The sequence below is a fragment of the Bacillus sp. 05T22 genome, assembly GCF_056396765.1.
Genome location: NZ_JBFTMC010000009.1, coordinates 49492 through 68948 on the forward strand (window position 1 = coordinate 49492; position 19457 = coordinate 68948).

The following is a 19457-nucleotide window of genomic DNA, read 5'->3' on the forward strand; positions in this document are numbered from 1 at the left end:
TTATCGCTTACTGCGCCAGTTTTCATCACGGCCAAGGTTCGATTCTGTTGCCCGTTTTATATCATATAAAATTTCGCTAAAAAAGCGTTCCGATACTTGCTTCGGTAAAACGCGTCTCTCATGATCAATTTCGTCGTAGTCATACGAACCGCGGCTCACCGTGCCTGCTTTGTAAAATTGAATTTCAAAAACGCACACATCATCCTCGACTTCATACCCAACCGGTGCCCCTTCAAACGCAAGCTCCGCCCCTAGCCCGGCGCGAGTATCTTCTTTATAGAATGTATAATATACACCAGCATCTTGAACCGATCCACGACTCCAGCCGTACTTCGTCATCTTACCAAACAGCGAACGGCCATTAATTTGGATACCAGCAAACCTTTCTACAGTGACTTCCTCATTGTCCTTCACCTGAAATACTTCACGGTCAATTTGCGGAAATGGCTGATCCATCTCATAATCTTCTAGCTGTTCCTTCCATAATTCTCGTTCCTCTTCTGACAATTCTAGCGGATGGATTAGACCGATAACAGTTTCTGGCGTAAGTTCATGCTCTTCTTCTTCAATCGTATTAAACGTGCCATCCTCCATATAGCGGAACATCGCAAGCAACTTTCCTTCCTTATATTCACCCCAAATAAGGGAGATAGCGAACTGCTGCATAATTGGATTTTCTACAAGCAGAGACTGCCATGTATTTTGAGACCAATAGCAATTCAGAGAAAGTGCTGTTTCAAGACGCTGCGTTTGCATCGTAATCATAGTTCGGAGCTGCTTCTTTATAGAGGATAACTCCGCCTTAGCCTCCTCAGCTTTTTCCGCATCATCTTTTGCATTTGGTTTCGGAAGCGACTTTATTCGTTTTCCTTCTCCCGTTTTCAGCTCAATTTTCAAGTTTGGAGTTAAATAGGCAGTAAATGTTCTGCTGCCGTAATCAATTGTCTTTTCACCGCGTTTATTAAAACCAAGGTCTGGGACAAGCTGATCTTCTAATTCTTCCTCTGTTATACCACGCGTTTTCGCAGCGAGACTTAGCGCTTCTTTCGCAGCATTACGCACTTGCTTATGTTTATACTTAAATGCCATCGCATGGATAGACATTAGTCCAATATGTGATTGGGACAACGCTAGCGCCTGAACAGCTGCAGCAGCAATCGCTCCGCGCATGCCAAGTGCCCACTCATCAATCTGCTTTTTGAGCTGCAACGCCATTTCGTCATCACTATAAATACCGTACAACGAAAGAATACCGCGTTTCTTCGATTCCGCGCCTTGAGAAACCCAAAGCTGATAGATTGCTTGTATATTTTCCTTTAAATCTTGTTCGTTTAGAGCCGCACCTATTACTTCTGCAGCTTCCTTCTTCTCAATGACAGAATCTGATACGTACTGCTGAAAATATGCAAGAGGAATCATTGCATCTGCAATTGCATCAGAATCACGAAGGCGGATTTGCGGTTCAAATCCGAGCCACTGCACAAGTGCATTCCTTTTTTGCGGCGTTAAAATACGCATGCAAAGAGCTTCTATACTTCCTGATGCTCCTTCTAAGTCTCCTTCTCCAAGCAATGGAGCAAACTTCTCCGTCAAAGAAGCGTTTTTCTTTTCTTGTAAAGCTTCCTGTACAAGCTTTGTATATTTGTCAGTTTTATAATATAAAAGTGTTTGCATTACATTTTCGCGTACAACTTTCTTTCTATGATTTAATTCATTTGCTACATCTTCTGCAGCCTCCGTATCTTTTGTAAGAAGTTCTACGGCAGCGGTACGTACCTTTTTAGAGGAATCCCCAAGGCTTTGAATGAGAAGATTACGCGTCTGAACTACGTTATCCTTTGCCAACTCATCCAAAATAAAAATCCGTTCATCTGCAGAATACTCAGGAAATTTCTCTGTCACATACGCTCGTTCTTTTACAAACAAACGAACGAGTGCCTCCGTCGCCTTATTTCGTTTCTCACTATGCCCGGAAGCTTGTTCAATGGAATAAAAAACGAGCTTCTCCATCGATAAACCGTAGGAAAGCAGATCTTCCAGCACCTGTTCTGGCGAGTTCTCCATAGCAGCATAGCGCTGCAGAAGTTCGTATAAACTATAGTTATAGGTTTTCCCGAGTTGAAGCGTAAGAACTGCTTCTCTCTTTGCCGCTTCCTCTATATCCCAAAGAAGCGCAATTTCTAAAACAGGCATTCTCCAGTAATTATTTCTATACTTCAAACTTTCGAACTGTTGCTTCATATCCTCAAATGATAAATTGCCTAATAAATAGTCACGATATGTACCACGTATGTCAGATGATTTTGTTTGAAGGACAACCGTTAAAAACTCTTCACGTACTTTGTTTCTATGTAACTCGTACCCTTTTTCCGCTAAAAGCATTGATACAAAAAGGTAATGACTTTGACTTAAATATTGCAGTGTACGCTGCACAAATTCCGGTTGCTCTTCCACCATACGAAGCAACAATTGGTATTCATATACGCGATCAAAATCAACAACACCTAAATGATGTTGCGTAAGGCGATATGCGAAAAATCTTTCCTCTGAAATACCGAATTGCTCACACAAATCTCGGATTGTTTCATACAATTGTGTATCAAAACTTTTTGTTTTTTTGTAATTTCCAGACTGTTCAAGAGTATGGCTAACATGTGAAATTGCATAATTCATAAAATTTTTAACAGAGCATTTCACTAACAATTCCATATATCTTCTTGCAACATCCGAATGCGGATACATACGAAAAATTTGCTGCCAAGTAAAGTCAGGTAAAGATGACCCGGCAAACACCTTACTAACAGATTCGCCTCGAACGTACTTTTGAGCTGCTTCAACCTTGTCTTCTGCACCGCTTAGCCTCAATATATACTCCGCATGCTCTTGCAATTCTTCTTCAAGTAAAGAACGATAAGGAAGAAATCTCTCATAATCTGCATCTAACATAACTAGAAGCAAAAGTAATTTTTGCTGACCTGTTATAACTTGCAACTGTTCTTCTATATACTTCGGATTTTCCCTTATTAATTGTCTAAGAAAAACATCCGCTTCATTTACAGAACGCGAAAGATTCGTTAAATACTTACAAGCAAATACTACAAGTCTATCGAATAAAAGACCGCTTTTTTCGAAATAAACCTTTATATCTGGAAAACTCATATATGAAAAACGCACGAGAAGAACATTCAACAGTTGATCTTCAAGTAAATGATAGAATAACCGAAAAAACACTGGATCTTGCTTATACGTTTTCCTAAAGTCATTTGTGAACTGCCAAGCAAAATCACTACGCTTATTTTCGCAAATGGTTGTTTGTTCTATATGTTTTAAAACTTCTTCATCCCTCGTCTGCAAGTAACGGAATGCTAATTCTTCTTGTGCTCCTGTCATATTAAGGTGTTGAAACAACTGATGTGTACTGACTGCCATCTTCTCTGCCTCCCTAGTTCTTTTATAAACTCATCGTTATACCATATACATATGATAATACCTATTCTCTCGCATATCTGAAATTTCAGATACAAAAATACGGAATATATTTACATTATTAGTATATCATATCAATCTACATACGAACATTTGTTTCTTTTAAAAACTTTATATTTATTTAAAACAATCATTGAAAATTTGGTTTAGAGATAAACAAAGTAAGTGATGAGTGTTTTCATGATATGATGTATAGGTACTAATTTTTGCACAAGGCGTTTTTTATGAAATAACATATTGGGACATTGCTTGACAAGTATCAACTAACACATATGAAAGAAGAGTTATTGGCGGTGTTCGAAAATGGGATGAACTCCTGATTTGCCCGCATCATTTATGTATCCTACATATAAAGGGCATCCCCTTCATTTTATCACTCAATTAAATTTAGCAGAATTACATAGCGAAGAAACACACAAAATGATTTACCCAAAAATAAAATGTTGGATTTTGTATTTCAGATGAAGATTTAAAACATCGCCGCCTCGAAAATGTATGTTGTATGTTGCAGTCCTGTTGGGCGAAATAGATCATCTATATAAATTGAAAAGGCACATAAACTTTTCAATTTATATAGGATAGGCATTTTGCTTTCGGTTCTGCATAGCAATGACGAATATGTTAGAAAATCAAAGTGGGTTTATATGAGTGGGGGGAATCGTATGAGAAAATATGATATTTACGAGTCAAAGAGAAAAGTAGTCGGATTATTTTTTTTGACTTTGGTAGTTGAAGTGATGTTTCTCTTTATTGTTATGTATGCATTTTCATCTGAGGAGCCTAATTTCATAGTTGGATTTTTATTTGGAGCTCTTGCATTCGTTGTACTAATTGCTCTTTGGAAAGTTATCCAAAAAATGCTTACGAAAAAACCAGCCATCATTTTAGAACAAGAATACATTACAATTATTAACAATCCAAAATATCCTGTAAAAATCGCTTTGGAGGATGTATTAGGTGTTTTACCTTATGCAATCCAGGGGCAAAAGTATTTAGGAATCGTGATGGAAGATGATGTTGAAGATCGATATATCGCCTCTATACCTTCAAAAGGACAACGGCTGTATCGAGTTAATAAACGTGCTGGATTTATACCATTTAATATTCATATGAATTTATTGAAAATCGATGGAGAAGCATTACTTGAGAAGTTAGATGAGTATGATATAAGCTTTTTAATTCCTGAAGATGAAGCGAAATAATATAACAAAAGAATTAATTTAGGTATAAGGAAAAAAAGAACATCTCAATGAAAAAGATGTTCTTTTATATTTATTTCGTTCTGCTACTTTCCATTAAATAGTTATCATTTTAATTAATGAGTATATGTATCCCCCCATTCTTTATCGATTTGCAATCATACTATGAAAGAATGGGGGCACATTATGCTTTTCATTGCTTTAAATCTAGTATCTTTTCTTTCTGCTATTCGATATAGAATTCCCTTCTTGAAATCTTTTTTATAAATATTTTAACTTCATTTAATATCTACAATAAACATTTTGAACCTCTCATGTCTTTAGTTGTGAGAGGTTCAAGAAATGTTATTTGGTACTAAGGTTTATTTTMTACTAAAACACTCTCTTTCTAGAATAGAAAATTAGTATTGGTCAACCCATTTATTTTGCCAAAAAAGTTCTTCCTTAAAAATTGTTTCCCTATTCATACTAATACGTTTAAAAATTTACACCGTTGTACGCTTTGGATTTAGTATTTAAAGGGATGTTATTTATTTTTGATGGAGGTTATAAGGATTACAGCTATTTTTCAAGACTAAAAAATACTTTTCGTTTTTGTGAATTAATTACAATTATACTACACCCTACGCTGTGATTGTGCCATAATAAAAACAGTCGGGGAACATATTCAACTTCGCTAATAAGAGGGCGTTAATTATGAATAACAAAATTTAATTAGGTAGGTGTGAATGGTGTTATACAAAGTAGACAATTTTAAGTTTTCCAAAGAATGCGACTATTGGGATAGGTCTATAAACGTAAATTGTTCCATTTCGTTTTTTAAACAAAAAAACATTGAGATAGATGGGTATTTAGAAAATAATCAACCTTTAACAAAAGAAGCTTATAATACGCTATGTTATTTAAAGGAACACTTTGATATTATTTATGAAAATATACTAAATGCTCTATTTGAATTGCAATTCAAAGATTTAATGAGATACGAAATATATAATGAAAATGTAAATGACCATTCCTTTAGCCCTATTACTTTTAATAGTATGGAAGAAATCCATCCTTATTTAGGAACTCCTACATTTGAGATTTTACCTAACTATACGAAGGACAACTATGCTTACTTTGCAATTTCATTTCATAAAAATTGCTTGCTATCTATTGAACATGGTCTTACAGCTTTATTTTTTAAAAATGATATGATTGATATTCAGCCATCTGATTCATACTGTATGCTTCAGATGCTTATGGATTACGAGGAAGACTGTTCAAAGTGGCAAAAAGATTTTTGGTTAGTGTGTTTTGAACTAACTAAGAACAACTTATGTAACTTATTTGAAGAAAAAGAATTGGTTAGATCTAAGTGGTTGWAAAGTAAATAACCCTTTCTTTCTACTAAAAACTCGGCTACTTCTTTATGCCCACCATAAATTGCTCCAAATAATGGATTCCTTTTTGCTAAGCTCACATCTAATTCTGCACCAACCTCTATTAGATATTTTACTATCTCCAAWTGCCCMGCTCCTGCTGCCAMATTTAAYGCAGAAGCATCRAATRTACCACCTCTAGCATCAATATCTATACCTTTTTCAATGAGATACTTAACTATTTCAAGGGGCCCTTTCTTTGCTGCTACATGTAACCATGTACCAAATGAAGTCATTATGTTCAAAATTTCTTTTTCATTACCTATTAATTGTTTGACTTCATGAGCATCACCAAGTTTAATTGCATTCCTTATTGCTTTGTTTACACTTTTTTTATCCAAAACAAGTCCCCCTTCATTTCAATTTATCTTCTACTAGCTAATCCTTCAAGAACTTCAACACTCTTTATTTGCATAGCCCTAATCATAGTTTTTGTTTGCTGACCCACCATTTACTTTTTCCGTCTTTCATAAAAATGCCCCTAAACAAGTGAGCTTGCTTAGGGGGGAATTTAGATTATTCTATTTTTTAATAATAAATAATATTATATGTACAACTAAATAAAATAGCTAGAAGAGAGTTGTTTAATCCTCTGTTCTTTTGATTTTTCATCTTGTGGCTTCTCATTTTAATATTTGTATTCACAAATTATCAATATCACCAGATCCATGGAATTGGGTTCCTATCAAGTGCCCACCATCATACTTGTTAATTTATGATATATATAAGTTATTAAGGAACATCAAAAAACTCTCTGAAACTAATTTAACATACTCATCTTTTAATTCATTGTCTTCTTCAAAATAATCCATGTCACAAAAGTAGATTTTGCCATCCCCATCAATGTCTAAGCATATCAAGCTATCAGCTGGATCAATGCCTATAGGTAGCAAATTAGATGGAACTATTTTACCTAAATTATATTGATTATAAAAGCTTTGCAAATTTGATTCTGTTTCTTCTGCTATTGGGAAAAACAACATAATTGAAGTTGTAATCGTCCCATCAACTGTTTTAAACCTTCTTTTAACAGGTTTACCACCATTACTATGTAATAAAAATTTTTTATAGTCATCTGGTAATGTTACACCATACTTATTTTCAAAGTTCCTAATATCTTCACTTGCTAGTGGTTTATATGAATACTCAAATTGTATCACTAAAATTCCACCTACTTTTCTTTTTGTTAGTGCTCATTTTATTTTTAAGAATATAATCTATCTAATAAATCTGTAAATGACTGACATACTGGGGTAATTAATGTACTTCCAGTTTCTTCGCAATTATAAAAAACAACTTTAGGCGAGTCAGCATTGTCATTATAGTCAAAACATAGTAAATTTCCAAAAGGATCTCTACCAAAAGGAATTAATTTTTGCGATGAAAATTCAGAAAACATTTTTATATTTAAATCTTCATCGGTAAAACTAATCAAAGCATTGAAAACAGCTTCAATTCTTCCATCATCACAATCAAAGGTATTAGGTTCTGGAAACCCTCCATCATTTTCCATTATACAGTTTTTATAATCATCAGGGAGTTTAAATCCAAATAACCTTTCAACTTCAATAAAAATTTTTTCATTTAAAGATTCACCAGAAAAAAGCCATTTTTTTAATCCCATGAAATCATCTCCTTTATCTTTTTTATTTCTCCTCTTCTACCAGATTCTAATGATTTTTTTCTTCATTACTAAATCTTCAGTATATGGTGGTTGATTTTTTTGCTGCTTCCACCATCACATTTTTAAGGGCTTCTTTATTGATTTCCTTAATTCTCCTTACATCCCCTCCCTTAGCAAGCGAAGCCTCAATTCTATTAATCTCATCTATATACGATAGAAATAATTTTCAAGGTTAATTTTTTCATTTATCCATAAAAAAAGCAGAGATTTCTAGTATTTACCCCTGCTTTTTTCTATTAACCTCCAAACAAACCAATCTTTTATGTGTATTCCTAGCAAATAGTGATATTTAAACCGCAACATCTTGATAGCCTATTTCATCTACTTTTTCATTTATAAGACGAACTCCTAAACCATTTTCTTCATCCCACGAACAGTCAAATGATATTCCGATATCACGTCCTTCGCGAAAAAAGTCATATGGAACAGAAATACCTACTAATATTATATGTTCTATTAATTGATCAACTGTCTCAATTAATGGATATTCTTCATTAAACGCAACATCATAACCGAGTTCATGCCGTTTTTGTTTATAATAATCTAAAATTGAATGTAGTATGCTATGCTGGATTTGTTCCCAATTATGTATTAATGAGTTGTATGCTGCATATTGTCCTTCATCAAACTCCCCATCTTCTGTACCTCCTACTAATAATGCTATCTCGATGTCCTTCCCTAAAAACTTTACAGTTCTGTATCCTAGCCATTTATACTGATAATCAAGTTCTCCAAAAACTTCATCATTTATTACCATTATGCAATCTCCTTTAGTTCATTTCTATTTTGTAGCAAACCCTTCAGACATATACGCCCCTGTGTTTATCCCTCTCACTCTACCTAGCTAATACAACTTTCCATTTTCGAATTTCCCTGTTTTTAATCCGACAGTTTGAAATAATCTAACTTTTTTTTGGATAATCCCCCATATCATATAGATAATATATAAAACGCTTCAGAGCTGAATCATCTATTGTTTCCCTAGTATATAAATATATTTCCTTCTGGATACTTTCCATTCCACCCACAAGGAATATGTCCACTTAAATAGATTTCTTGCACCAAAACCGAGAAATTAGAAAAGGTTTTACTGATTAAATAAATCTTAAAGAGAAAGTCGAATAGACACACTCTCCCAAGAGATTGGAAAGTGTGTCTAATTCATTTTGGATTAGTTATTTCTTGCATGAATCCGGAAATACTCGCTAATGCAGTAGTAAGGATAAAAAGTGCAATAATTAGCGGCACAAGTTTATTTTTATTTAGATTAGTGAACGTTCTTCTTTTTCTTCTTCCATATTTGATAGATCAAGTTACCATATTCATGAACCCAGCGCATGATGGTTGTTGGGTGAACAGACACCCCACGTTCCTTCAGTATTTCAGTTACATCGCGAAAGCTTAAAGAAAAACGACAATAGTAGCTTGTTTGAATTGTTTTCCTTTAAAATATCCCGCTCCCGTTCATCTTTTTCCAAAGTGTACTTGAGTTTCGAAAACTTTGCAACAGAACCTTTTTTCGCAACAGAACCAGATTTTTCTTATATTTTTTTAATAATCCTATTTAGTTTTTTATAAAATTCACCTTTTGTTTTTACATGATTAAACTGATTCGGATTAATATTAGCTTTTTGAGAGAGTGCTACAATCTCTTCTTTTGTAATTGAATCTTTAGTATTTATAGATGCAATATTTGTATATTTTCCATCTTCTGTTTTTGGAATTTCTAAAATTCCTATATTTACAAGATCCACTACAGCCTTATGCTCTGAAGAATGTGTATCTACACCGGTAATTTTCCAATTATGCATAACTTTGGGCGTGTATACACCATTCTTTATCTCTTTTAAATATGTAATAGCAAGGTTACGAATGGTTCCACCTGTTTCTCCGAATGCATTCTCTTGTTTAGATGACCAAATTTGTTCAAACTTACGTCCCTCTAAAGCTCCCCATTTTGCCTGAAGAGCCTCCATTCTATATGCATTCATTCCCAGCGTCATAACATCGCTCATTTTGATTGGTTTATTTGTACGAATAGATCGTAAATTTGTAATTCTACTTCCATATGGTTTTGTTAAGTCAATTTCGTATTTTACGCCTCCAAAGAAATCGTTCGTACTGTATTTAGACGCACGGCGGGTTTTATCAAAGCTAACTGTTACATCTCCGGCACGAGATGAGTTCAAATACCCTGCCGCCCATTCCATGTAGTCTTTTAAATCTTTCCCAGTTATCTTATATACTGTTATTTCTCCCAAAGCATATTGGTAATTATACGCAATATCTTTCTTCTTAATAGGACCTACATCCAAACGGGCATAATCGTTATCAATTTGATGGGCTACTACATCTGCTTTGCTGTAATAGAGCATGACTTCATGAAAAAAATCTGATAAAGGTGTCTCTTGAATTTGCACACTTGGAATACCCTTTATTTCATTTTCAGGAACAAGATTTCTACCCTTTAATTGAGCGACTACAACATTTGCATCTCCTCTCGCATACTCGTGAAAAGATGTTAGTGTTGCTTCAAGTGTAGGATCAGATAATACCGTTGTTCCATCAGCATTTTTTACAGGTAAAGCGGTAGCTGTTTTATCTTTTAAAACCAGCTTCCCATCTTGCTTTGTAAAAGTAAGGTCAATACGTGAGATATGTGTTCCATATTTATCTGGTTCTGTAATAATAACACCATTTACAACTTCCTTTTTAACAAGTTTATGCATATGAGCTGCAAAAATAGCGCTTATTTCCGGACAAGCATTCGCAATATCTTGAACCCCAGTACCAGGGATTCCATTCTCATTTTCTAGTCCCATATGCATAACCCCTACCATTACATCTACTTTACCTTCTAATTCTTTAATTACCTTTTTTGTCTCTTCTACTGGATTTTTCACCACTAAATCAGCCAAATGATCTGTCCCTTTTTCAAAATCACTAATCATTGGTGTATTCATGCCAATAATCCCAACTTTAATTCCACCTTTTTCAACAATCGTATATGCAGGAAGAAAACGCTCTCCATTYTCCTTRTAAATATTTCCTGCTAACGTCTTTCCCTTRTATTGCTCACTAACTTTTTTCAATGTATCTAATCCAAARTTGAATTCATGATTTCCAAATGCCCAAGCATCATATCCCATTGCGTTCATCGCTACCATCATTGGAGATTGTGGCTTATCATTGAATAATTCTACTGAGTTTCCTTGAATTGTATCCCCAGCATCTAATAATATGGTATTTGGATTTTCTTGACGTACCTTCTTTATAACCGTATAAAGCTGCGTTAAACTTCCACTCATATTTGCACCATCAAGCGCATAATCCCAAGGCATAAATCTACCATGAATATCTGCAGTACCCAATAATGTAATATTAACATCAGATTCCTCAGCTTTAGAGATAGCTGGTTCGACTGTTACTGCTGTTCCAAGAAGTATAAGAATAACAAAATAATATACATAGTTCTTCCATTTCATTTTTGGCATAATAACAATATTTCTCCCCTTTTTTTACTGTCATAAAGTTGCTTGAACTTTAAAAATGTAACTTATTATTTGGAAAACTTCAACTACAAAAGATAAATATGACATTGAGATTAGATTTAGGGAGGAATAATTGATGGCATACGCATTAAAACCAGAAATACAAGAAGTATTTGAGAAAATTGATTTTATGAAGAGATAGTATATAGCAAAAGAACCAAGATTCCAATTCTTAGTTCTTTTGCTATAATTAGAATGAGTTTGTACATTCGAACTAATTGTTTGCTATAGTCCCTCATTACTTCTTGATGTTATATGATAATTTTTATTTTAAAAGTGTGCGGGGCACTGTCTGAAAATCTAGAAGTAAGTATTTCCTATCATAAACAGAAAAAAATAAAATTGGAAACAGGTTATATTCATTATTATGATACATCTCGAAATGAGTTAAGAGTTGTTAACAAATATGAATGATAATTGTATTACGGAAATAAAATATATATGAATGTAGGGTGGAGATTTATATTGGGAAGAACAGGTGAAGATACTGTAGCGTTTATCGGTATAATTTTAGGGATATTTAGTTCGCTATTTTCTATCTTCATTGGGGATTTTGAATATGGTTCAGGATCAATTAATCTGTATAGCATAATAGGCTATACAGGAATATTTTCTGCTATTGTAGGAGTTTATGGATACATAAGAGCGAAGAGAGCGCATAAAGAAGCTGGAATATTAATGATACTATCCGCAATTGGTATGTTTATTTGTTGTAGAAGTATGATACCCTTTTATTTATTTTCTACTTTGGCACTGTTAATCGGTGGATTCTATAACATTTTTGGAAAAAAGGCATAAACTCTACAAGAGCCCTGTTAATATTAACAGGGCTCTATTTCGATTATGTCATTACAAATCTTTGTAATGTAATTGTTCAGTTTAAAAGTATTCGTCATATCTATGGTTCTATTCTCTAGTTCATTTGCATTCATGTATGCACCATTACTTGATTCTTGCATCTGTAACAATCGAGAAAGAAAAAACAGGAACAGCAATCGGGTTTTATAATTTAACACTTAATGTCGCGATGTCAATCGGTATCGCCTATACAGCAGCAATGATGGACCATTCCGCAATGCGCCAAAGCTTCCTAGGAATTGCAAACAATGCGGACGCTTCCATGTTTAGCAATATCCTATTCATTCTCGTACTCATTGCCCTTTTCAGTTTATCTCTATACTGAATATTAGTAGGACGAAAAGCGACAAAATAGATATATTGTCTATTTGTTAACTAGTCATATAGAATAACGATTCTTTCATAATTAGAACCCTAAAACGAGAAGTTTAGGGTTCTTTTTTATAATTTATAAAATATAAGAGATGTTTTAGACCTGATGCTTCCGCCTAATTATGTAAGTACAAACTATACAATATGTAACTTCTAACCATTCTTCCTTAATCTTCTTCTCTCTTTTTCTAACCGTCTAAAAATCACACATATAACACCGCCCGCCACTGTAAACAGAATGCCAGGCACCAATAATAAAAGTCCCCCTCCACTCATCCAAATTAACGCTATTCCTAAAATCAAACATATAATTCCAATTATCATCTGACCTCTTTACCACCCTTTACATAAAATTTTCCCATGTTTGTAAAAACATTCTGATGAAATTATACCTCTTTACTTATAACAAACTCAACACCACTAAACTATCTGTTTCTCCCTCTTTCCTTCAAGAAATAAAACCCCACGATTCCATTTTTCTCATACTATATATTATAATAATAATAATATATAGTATGATAGAGTAAAAACGAGAGGAGATTATTATGGCAACGATTGGAATTGACCTAGGAACAACGAATAGTTTAGTAGCCTATTGGACGGATCATGGTGCAGCCCTTATCCCAAATGCACTTGGCGAATATCTTACACCATCTGTCATCAGCGTTGACGAGAGCGGTGAAGTTTTAGTCGGACGCATCGCCAAAGAACGGCTGATTACCCATCCGCACGTTACAGCATCAACGTTTAAGCGATTTATAGGAACAGAGAAAAAATACGAGTTAGGTATGTATACATTTTCTTCAGAAGAACTTTCATCTTTTATCATTCAATCTTTAAAACAAGATGCAGAAGCTTATTTAAACGAAGCGGTTACTGGTGCTGTCATTAGCGTACCTGCTTATTTCAACGATGCTCAGCGCAAAGCGACAAAACGAGCTGCTGAAATTGCTGGATTAAAAGTTGAACGTCTCATTAGTGAGCCAACGGCAGCTGCTATCGCTTACGGACTGTATCAGGAAGCGGCAGAGACAAAATTTCTTGTATTTGATTTAGGCGGCGGAACATTTGACGTGTCCATTTTAGAATTATTTGAAGGAGTGATGGATGTTAAATCGATCGCCGGCGATAATTATCTTGGAGGCGAAGACTTCACAAACAGTCTCATGTCCTTTTTTTTAGAGTCACACCAACTCGATTCCGATTCCCTTGACTCAAAAACGCTATCTTTAATTTATGCACAAGCTGAACGTTGCAAACTTACATTATGTAATGAGCCTGCCGCGATTATGAAAGTCGTTATTCATAATGAGACGTATGAAACTCGCATTAACAGAAGTGAATTTGAAAAATTAGTAACCCCGCTTCTCTTACGGCTTCGCTATCCGATTGAACGCGCACTTCGCGATGCGTCGCTAAACCCTAAGGATTTAGATGCTGTCATTCTAATTGGCGGGGCGACAAGGATGCCGCTTATCAAATCCGTCATTTCTAAAATGTTCGGACGCATGCCTCATGCGAATATTAATCCTGATGAAACGGTTGCTTTAGGTGCTGCGATTCAAGTTGCTTTAAAAGAACGAAACAAAGCACTAGAAGAAGTTATCTTAACGGATGTTTGTCCATATACGTTAGGAACTAGTGTTGTTCAAGCATTAGGAAATGGACAACAAGGATCCGGATACTTCTTCCCGATTATTGAACGAAATACACCGATTCCTGTAAGTCGAGTGGAACGACTTTATACTGTCAATGATAGACAACACTCCATACTTGTCGATGTTTATCAAGGAGAAAACCGCTTGGTTAAAAATAACTTAAAACTTGGCGAACTTAAAATTAAAGTCCCTCCTGCTCCTGCTGGACAAGAGGCGATTGACATTCGTTATACATATGACATAAATGGCATTCTCGAAGTCGAGGTAATAAGTACAACGACTGGAGAGAAAAAAAGAGCAATTATCCAACAAAATGCCGGAAATCTTACAGAAAAAGAAATTGAAGCTAGACTACTAGAATTGAAGGAAATTAAAATTCATCCACGAGACCGGTCCGAAAACCGATTGCTGCTCGCAAAAGGCGAACGGCTCTATGAAGAGTTACTCGGTGACGAACGCCAGAAAGTCGCGATCTTGTTACAGCAATTTGAAAATGCGCTCACAACGCAAAATGATAAAAAAGTGAAAGAAGCCGCTCATATATTAAAAGAGCATTTAGAGAATATTGAAAGGTGGATCAGTCATTCATGAGCATTTGGGAAACGTTAGAAATTGAGCCTACCGATAATATCACAGCTATTAAAAAGGCTTATGCAAAACTTCTAAAGATCTATCATCCCGAAGACGATCCTGAAGGATATCAGAGGCTGAGAGAAGCATTTGATAAAGCGATAAAAAGCGCAAAACAAATGAAGACCGCACCTCCCTCTCAACTAGAAAAAACAGATGAAAACGAAGAAAATTCCTATATCCATCCTGTATCTCCTACATGGATGGATGGTGACGCTGAACTTGCCGCTACTCTCGTTTCAGAACATCCCGTTCACGCATTTACGGAAAAAATCGAGACGCTGTATAACGATTTCTTTGCACGAATCGAACCGAAAAATTGGGAAGACTTATTAAGTTCCGATGTGATATGGGACGTAGAACATGCGGCAGTGATTCAAGATAGATTAATAGAATTTTTACAATATCATTACCATTTCCCCGGCTCGATTTGGGAACTTCTCGACAATGTATTTCGCTTTAGTGAACAAAGAGAGGCGTTAGAATTTGAATATGGTGAGGACACGGTACAGTTTTTGCTAGAGAGAATTAGCGGCGAGAAGGAAATGCGTTATGATGTTTTCAAGAAAAGTGATGATTTAGATTTTGAAGCGTATTTTCATTTACGTGAAGAAGTCCAGCTCACACTTATGAATAATAACTTAGAAGCAGCAAAAAGTGCACTCAATTTTGCATACGAGCTTTATCAAGAAGATCCGGAACTTTTACGCATGCAGGGCATTTATTATTTGCGCATAGAAAATAAAGAACGTGCGTTACAATCATTCAATGACATACTTGCCATTTGCCCGGATGACCTAGATGGTTTACTTTATCGGGCCCAGATTTACTATGACCGCGGGCAGTTTGCAGATGCTATCAAGGACTGTGAGCATCTACTGTCGATTGAGCCGGAGCATATGGACGCACAATTCTTAATAGTGAAGTATTCGTTCGAATCAGGTGATATAGAAACTGTAGCCACTAGGGCGTTGGATGTGGTAAAGCGTTATGTGGAACGCTTCGAATTTCGTTCATACTGTATTCGAATTCACACTGAAATTCCAGAGAAAAGACAGAAACAAGAAATAAATATGAAGTTTATTATCAGATATGCGCTATACTTTTTGTTTCTATTTATTAGCCGCACCTGGGTTTATTTGCTCTTTATGATTCTTATTGTTTTAACCCCATTACCATCTAAATATGCATTACTTCTCCTACTCCCACTTATCTGGGAAGCATGGAAATTCGTTAGGCTTAAAACATTAGCATAAGGAGGAGACAGAATGCCTGTTTTATATAAAAGAAAACGAGAGAAACAGCTCGAACTATATTTCCGCTGTCTGTCTTCCGTTTGTTTGAGTTGCGTTTACCTTACAAACTATTTTACCCGATATGAATTTACCCTTATCAGAGACCGCTTTATTGGGAAACGTTTTTTGAAGAACGTGTTATGGACATGGCAAATCGAAAATTCGACGGAGTTAAAAGAGAAAATCATTTGGTTTTTAGAAGAAGGAACACGGCAGGAATTTAATCATATACGCCATCAATTGACTCCTCTTTCCGAGGCAGCGCGAAAGCAATTATCGAAAGACAATCCTGACTATGAAAAACTTTATATTGCTAATTACGGATTACACATTTTGACGGATTCCGGAATTGCAGCGTTTGATTATGCATGGTGTATCTGTTTATGTCGGGTCGGTAGAAGACTCGGTTATTTATCAAAACAGGAAGCAAAGAACTTTATGATACAGGCTGCACGACTTTCACAACATTCTTATTCAGATTGGCACGAGTATTTTAACGCCTTTCGTATCGGCAGCCACTTTAACGCAAATGATATAGAATTCATAAATAAAGATAAGTATAATATTAATTACGTATCGTACTTGTTTGATTATAAAAAAACTCTATTGCGTGTTGTTCCATGGGAAAATAATCTACTTAAAGATTTAAGTTAAATCATGCTATGCTTCTTAACCAAATTGATAAAAAATCCTAGGAACTATGATTTCCTGGGATTTTATTTACATATAAGGTATTTGATAAACTTAGAAGAATTCACTTCTAATAACATAAAAAACTGATTCTTGCAGGAAGAAGTGATTACATTGATTAAATTGGAAACGTAAATCCTAGTGGTTGGGGAGTAAGCAGTCATGTATATGACACTAATAATCTATCTCCTACTTTGACATGCGGTGATCCACCAAGAATATTAATAGAAAATACACAAAAATAGCATATCTAAGGGGGAAATTATCCATGAAGACACATACAGTTTATATTAGAGAAGCTACTAAAAAAGGGTATGCCGAGGCACAAATTGGAGATAGTATTAACTTCTCAGTACCAGGAAGTAAAACTAGACGAGGAAGAGTTGGTAAAGGCATAGCCCAAACATTGGATACAGCTTGTAATCAGGCTGTATTAACGAAAGATTTTAAAATTAGACGCCTTACCCCAAAGGAGTGTTGGCGTTTACCTAGATACAGAGTGCCGAAAAAAAGTGAAGTAAACAAAAAACAACTCCAAAATCAACTTTTATTGTATATTTTGGAGTTACTTTACGTTTACGTTTTTACGTCGATATTCATTCACTTGTCTTACGTACTTTTGTATTTTAAATTTTAGAACTATTAACTTTATAACCCGTTTATATTTGTTTTTTACAATAACAGTTATTAAGATCACCCCATAGCATTTAACCTTCTCGAATTAAACCTCGTCAGCCAAAGCATCATCAGTTTTTCTTATCCTCTCCGCAAGCGAAGCCTCAAGCCCCTTAATCTCATCATTGATCTTGTTACTGCTGTCTACATGATACTTATTGACTCATTATCACTACCCGTGTCCATACCGGAATGATCCATGCCTTTCATATCATCATTCTTTTTCGTATTTTTATTATCCATACTAGATTTATTACCGTCTGCTTTTTCTGTTTTCCCTTTTGTCATTTCTTTTAACTGCTTATCGATTTCTTTTTTATCTGTTACCCATTCATCTAACATTAATGTGTAATCTTTATCATACTTTTCTTTGCTTTTTCAAGATTATTATATAAGACGATTTTCGAGAAAACATGGAGATGCCAAATGAACAAAATAAAAAGACGCCCAAAAATTGAGCGTCTTTTACATTTACTATTTTGTAACAACTTGTCTTTCCTTAACGTTTTCATTATTTTCTCTCATAAACTCTTCAATCTCTTCAACCGTTCTAATAATATCTTTTGACAAGTTTTCATACCCCTCCTTTGTGACAAGAATATCATCTTCAATACGAATTCCAATTGATTCTTCTTCAATATACAAACCTGGTTCTATCGTAATGACCATACCTTCTTCTAATACTCTATCTTTGTATGTTCCTACATCATGAGTATCTAAACCGAGGAAATGGCTCACACCATGATAATAATATTTAGATAGTTCCTCATCTTCTTGAATTAAACCAATTTCTTTACATTCTTCTGCCAGTACTTTTTTTGTATGTTCATTTAATGCAGCGAATTTTAATCCTGGCTTTATAAGTTCAGTTGTTTCTTTTAATGCCTTTAATACAATATTATATATTTGTTTTTGGCGATTAGAGAATGTTCCACTAGGTGGGAATGTGTAACTAATATCAGCATTGTAGTAGTCTTTTTGAGCACCTAAATCGAGCAGTACTAAATCGCCTTGTTGCACTTTTGCATCATTATCTTCATAATGCAGCACAGTAGCATTTTTACCACTCGCCAAAATTGTATCGAATGCATGATATTTAATACCAGACGATTTTAATGTGAAATCAAAATGCGCTTCTAATTCATATTCCATTATGCCTGCTTTCGCTTGTTTCAGCACATTATAAATACCCTCTTGAGTAACCGCAATTGCTTCTTTTATTTTTTTAATTTCTTCATCTGTTTTGAACACTCGTAATTCACAAATGTTCGGATAGACATTCCCAATTGAAAGATGAGGATACTGTTCTCTTACGTGCTTCGCAAATGCTAGCGCCTTCGTCTCAGTACCTTTCCAATTACGACGTTCCAAATCTAAATACACATGTTTCACATTTTCTGCGAAAAGTGTATTCGCAATTGTTACTTCAAAACTTTCTATATATACAACCTTCTTAATACCAGAAATATTTTCTGCTTCTTCTTTCGAAACGGTTTTACCAACCCATTTTTCAAGCACTGGATCTGGTTTTTCAATGAAAAGAGTTTCTTCTACACTATCTCCAAACTTTTTTAAAATAAAAATAACATTTGGCTCATCGATTCCCGTTAAATAGTAAAAATTTCGATTCGGCACAAATTTATAGTGTGCATCAGCTGACATATGTGGTGCCTGTCCGGCAAATAAAATAGTAATCGATCCATCTGGCAATGTTCTCGTTAATCGTTCTCTATTTTGGGCAAAAAATGTTGGCTTCATAATAATCCCCCTTGAATTCTATGTATCAAAACAAATTATCCAATGTAATTCATTTTATTATTGTTATAATTTTTCGTCAATTAATAATTATCGTGTAGAAAGTAAAACATTAATCAGTAAGCGTCAAATATTCCCCACCTTCTATTTGCAAATAACCCATGAGATAATCTCCTTACATAC

Annotated in this window: 15 protein-coding genes and 5 pseudogenes; 9 read left to right on the top strand and 11 right to left on the bottom strand. The window is 34.8% G+C overall.

Translation table 11 applies throughout. From position 1 onward, the window contains the following. Positions 1-3429 carry a DUF4132 domain-containing protein gene (locus AC1DIT_RS05080; protein ID WP_016133073.1) on the bottom strand — a complete coding sequence of 1143 codons (3429 nt, stop codon included), beginning with the start codon at positions 3427-3429 and terminating at the stop codon, positions 1-3. Positions 3430-3822: 393 nt separating this feature from the next. Here AC1DIT_RS05080 and AC1DIT_RS05085 point away from each other — a divergent pair, with 393 nt between their 5' ends. The 3 genes and pseudogenes from AC1DIT_RS05085 to AC1DIT_RS05095 form a co-directional block, all read left to right on the top strand. Further along, positions 3823-3951 carry a DUF1963 domain-containing protein gene (locus AC1DIT_RS05085; RefSeq protein WP_229161768.1) on the top strand — a complete coding sequence of 43 codons (129 nt, stop codon included), beginning with the start codon at positions 3823-3825 and terminating at the stop codon, positions 3949-3951. Between the two features lie 197 nt (positions 3952-4148). Beyond that, positions 4149-4688 (top strand): STM3941 family protein, encoded by a 540-nt coding sequence (locus tag AC1DIT_RS05090; protein WP_016115395.1) that lies wholly within the window; start codon positions 4149-4151, stop codon positions 4686-4688. Positions 4689-5413: 725 nt separating this feature from the next. After that, positions 5414-5893 (top strand): annotated as a pseudogene (locus tag AC1DIT_RS05095) (hypothetical protein); the annotation flags it as partial. 38 nt (positions 5894-5931) lie between these two features. Here the strand turns inward: AC1DIT_RS05095 and AC1DIT_RS05100 are convergent. The 8 genes and pseudogenes from AC1DIT_RS05100 to AC1DIT_RS05135 all read right to left on the bottom strand — a co-directional run bounded on the left by AC1DIT_RS05100 (position 5932) and on the right by AC1DIT_RS05135 (position 11284). Continuing rightward, the gene (locus AC1DIT_RS05100) at positions 5932-6447 is read right to left on the bottom strand and encodes an ankyrin repeat domain-containing protein (protein ID WP_476998087.1); all 516 of its coding nucleotides are present in this window, start codon (positions 6445-6447) and stop codon (positions 5932-5934) included. A 300-nt stretch (positions 6448-6747) separates the two neighbouring features. Then, on the bottom strand, positions 6748-6819 hold the full coding sequence (locus AC1DIT_RS05105; RefSeq protein ID WP_088093729.1) for a DNA/RNA non-specific endonuclease: 72 nt from the start codon (positions 6817-6819) through the stop codon (positions 6748-6750). Then, positions 6820-7266 (bottom strand): SMI1/KNR4 family protein, encoded by a 447-nt coding sequence (locus AC1DIT_RS05110; RefSeq protein ID WP_016133076.1) that lies wholly within the window; start codon positions 7264-7266, stop codon positions 6820-6822. A gap of 44 nt (positions 7267-7310) precedes the next feature. Continuing rightward, entirely contained in the window at positions 7311-7730 is a 420-nt protein-coding gene (locus tag AC1DIT_RS05115; RefSeq protein ID WP_016133077.1) for an SMI1/KNR4 family protein, read from the bottom strand. 349 nt (positions 7731-8079) lie between these two features. Continuing rightward, positions 8080-8547 (bottom strand): DUF6985 domain-containing protein, encoded by a 468-nt coding sequence (locus tag AC1DIT_RS05120; protein ID WP_016133078.1) that lies wholly within the window; start codon positions 8545-8547, stop codon positions 8080-8082. Between the two features lie 404 nt (positions 8548-8951). Further along, positions 8952-9071 (bottom strand): annotated as a pseudogene (locus AC1DIT_RS05125) (YknW family membrane protein); the annotation flags it as partial. Continuing rightward, a pseudogene (locus tag AC1DIT_RS05130) lies at positions 9070-9225 on the bottom strand (IS6 family transposase); the annotation flags it as partial. The pseudogenes AC1DIT_RS05130 and AC1DIT_RS05125, both read right to left, overlap by 2 nt. A gap of 106 nt (positions 9226-9331) precedes the next feature. Continuing rightward, positions 9332-11284 carry a bifunctional metallophosphatase/5'-nucleotidase gene (locus tag AC1DIT_RS05135; protein WP_016133079.1) on the bottom strand — a complete coding sequence of 651 codons (1953 nt, stop codon included), beginning with the start codon at positions 11282-11284 and terminating at the stop codon, positions 9332-9334. 522 nt (positions 11285-11806) lie between these two features. On the opposite strand from AC1DIT_RS05135, the gene AC1DIT_RS05140 reads away from it, so the two are divergent. From AC1DIT_RS05140 to AC1DIT_RS05165, 6 genes and pseudogenes are all read left to right on the top strand, one after another. Next, entirely contained in the window at positions 11807-12139 is a 333-nt protein-coding gene (locus AC1DIT_RS05140; protein WP_016115396.1) for a hypothetical protein, read from the top strand. Between the two features lie 78 nt (positions 12140-12217). Then, positions 12218-12524 (top strand): annotated as a pseudogene (locus tag AC1DIT_RS05145) (MFS transporter); the annotation flags it as partial. A 592-nt stretch (positions 12525-13116) separates the two neighbouring features. Next, positions 13117-14820: a molecular chaperone HscC gene (locus tag AC1DIT_RS05150; RefSeq protein WP_016133080.1), complete on the top strand. Its 1704-nt coding sequence runs from the start codon at positions 13117-13119 to the stop codon at positions 14818-14820. Continuing rightward, entirely contained in the window at positions 14817-16115 is a 1299-nt protein-coding gene (locus tag AC1DIT_RS05155; RefSeq protein WP_016133081.1) for a J domain-containing protein, read from the top strand. The genes AC1DIT_RS05150 and AC1DIT_RS05155 overlap by 4 nt, the downstream gene beginning before the upstream one ends. A gap of 12 nt (positions 16116-16127) precedes the next feature. Beyond that, on the top strand, positions 16128-16808 hold the full coding sequence (locus AC1DIT_RS05160) for a DUF1266 domain-containing protein (protein ID WP_016115399.1): 681 nt from the start codon (positions 16128-16130) through the stop codon (positions 16806-16808). Positions 16809-17112: 304 nt separating this feature from the next. Continuing rightward, positions 17113-17481 carry a hypothetical protein gene (locus AC1DIT_RS05165; protein ID WP_016115400.1) on the top strand — a complete coding sequence of 123 codons (369 nt, stop codon included), beginning with the start codon at positions 17113-17115 and terminating at the stop codon, positions 17479-17481. Between the two features lie 200 nt (positions 17482-17681). Here AC1DIT_RS05165 and AC1DIT_RS05170 read toward each other — a convergent pair. After that, a pseudogene (locus tag AC1DIT_RS05170) lies at positions 17682-17894 on the bottom strand (multicopper oxidase family protein); the annotation flags it as partial. Positions 17895-17993: 99 nt separating this feature from the next. Continuing rightward, positions 17994-19277 (bottom strand): aminopeptidase P family protein, encoded by a 1284-nt coding sequence (locus tag AC1DIT_RS05175; RefSeq protein WP_016133082.1) that lies wholly within the window; start codon positions 19275-19277, stop codon positions 17994-17996. Positions 19278-19457: the final 180 nt, after the last annotated feature.

What these genes read in the sequence shown, in the direction of transcription:
- AC1DIT_RS05080 (WP_016133073.1), bottom strand. Translation starts at nt 3,429, where the DNA reads ATGGCAGTCAGTACACATCAGTTGTTTCAACACCTTAATATGACAGGA.
- AC1DIT_RS05085 (WP_229161768.1), top strand. Translation starts at nt 3,823, where the DNA reads ATGTATCCTACATATAAAGGGCATCCCCTTCATTTTATCACTCAATTA.
- AC1DIT_RS05090 (WP_016115395.1), top strand. Translation starts at nt 4,149, where the DNA reads ATGAGAAAATATGATATTTACGAGTCAAAGAGAAAAGTAGTCGGATTA.
- AC1DIT_RS05115 (WP_016133077.1), bottom strand. Translation starts at nt 7,730, where the DNA reads ATGGGATTAAAAAAATGGCTTTTTTCTGGTGAATCTTTAAATGAAAAA.
- AC1DIT_RS05120 (WP_016133078.1), bottom strand. Translation starts at nt 8,547, where the DNA reads ATGGTAATAAATGATGAAGTTTTTGGAGAACTTGATTATCAGTATAAA.
- AC1DIT_RS05150 (WP_016133080.1), top strand. Translation starts at nt 13,117, where the DNA reads ATGGCAACGATTGGAATTGACCTAGGAACAACGAATAGTTTAGTAGCC.
- AC1DIT_RS05155 (WP_016133081.1), top strand. Translation starts at nt 14,817, where the DNA reads ATGAGCATTTGGGAAACGTTAGAAATTGAGCCTACCGATAATATCACA.
- AC1DIT_RS05160 (WP_016115399.1), top strand. Translation starts at nt 16,128, where the DNA reads ATGCCTGTTTTATATAAAAGAAAACGAGAGAAACAGCTCGAACTATAT.
- AC1DIT_RS05165 (WP_016115400.1), top strand. Translation starts at nt 17,113, where the DNA reads ATGAAGACACATACAGTTTATATTAGAGAAGCTACTAAAAAAGGGTAT.
- AC1DIT_RS05175 (WP_016133082.1), bottom strand. Translation starts at nt 19,277, where the DNA reads ATGAAGCCAACATTTTTTGCCCAAAATAGAGAACGATTAACGAGAACA.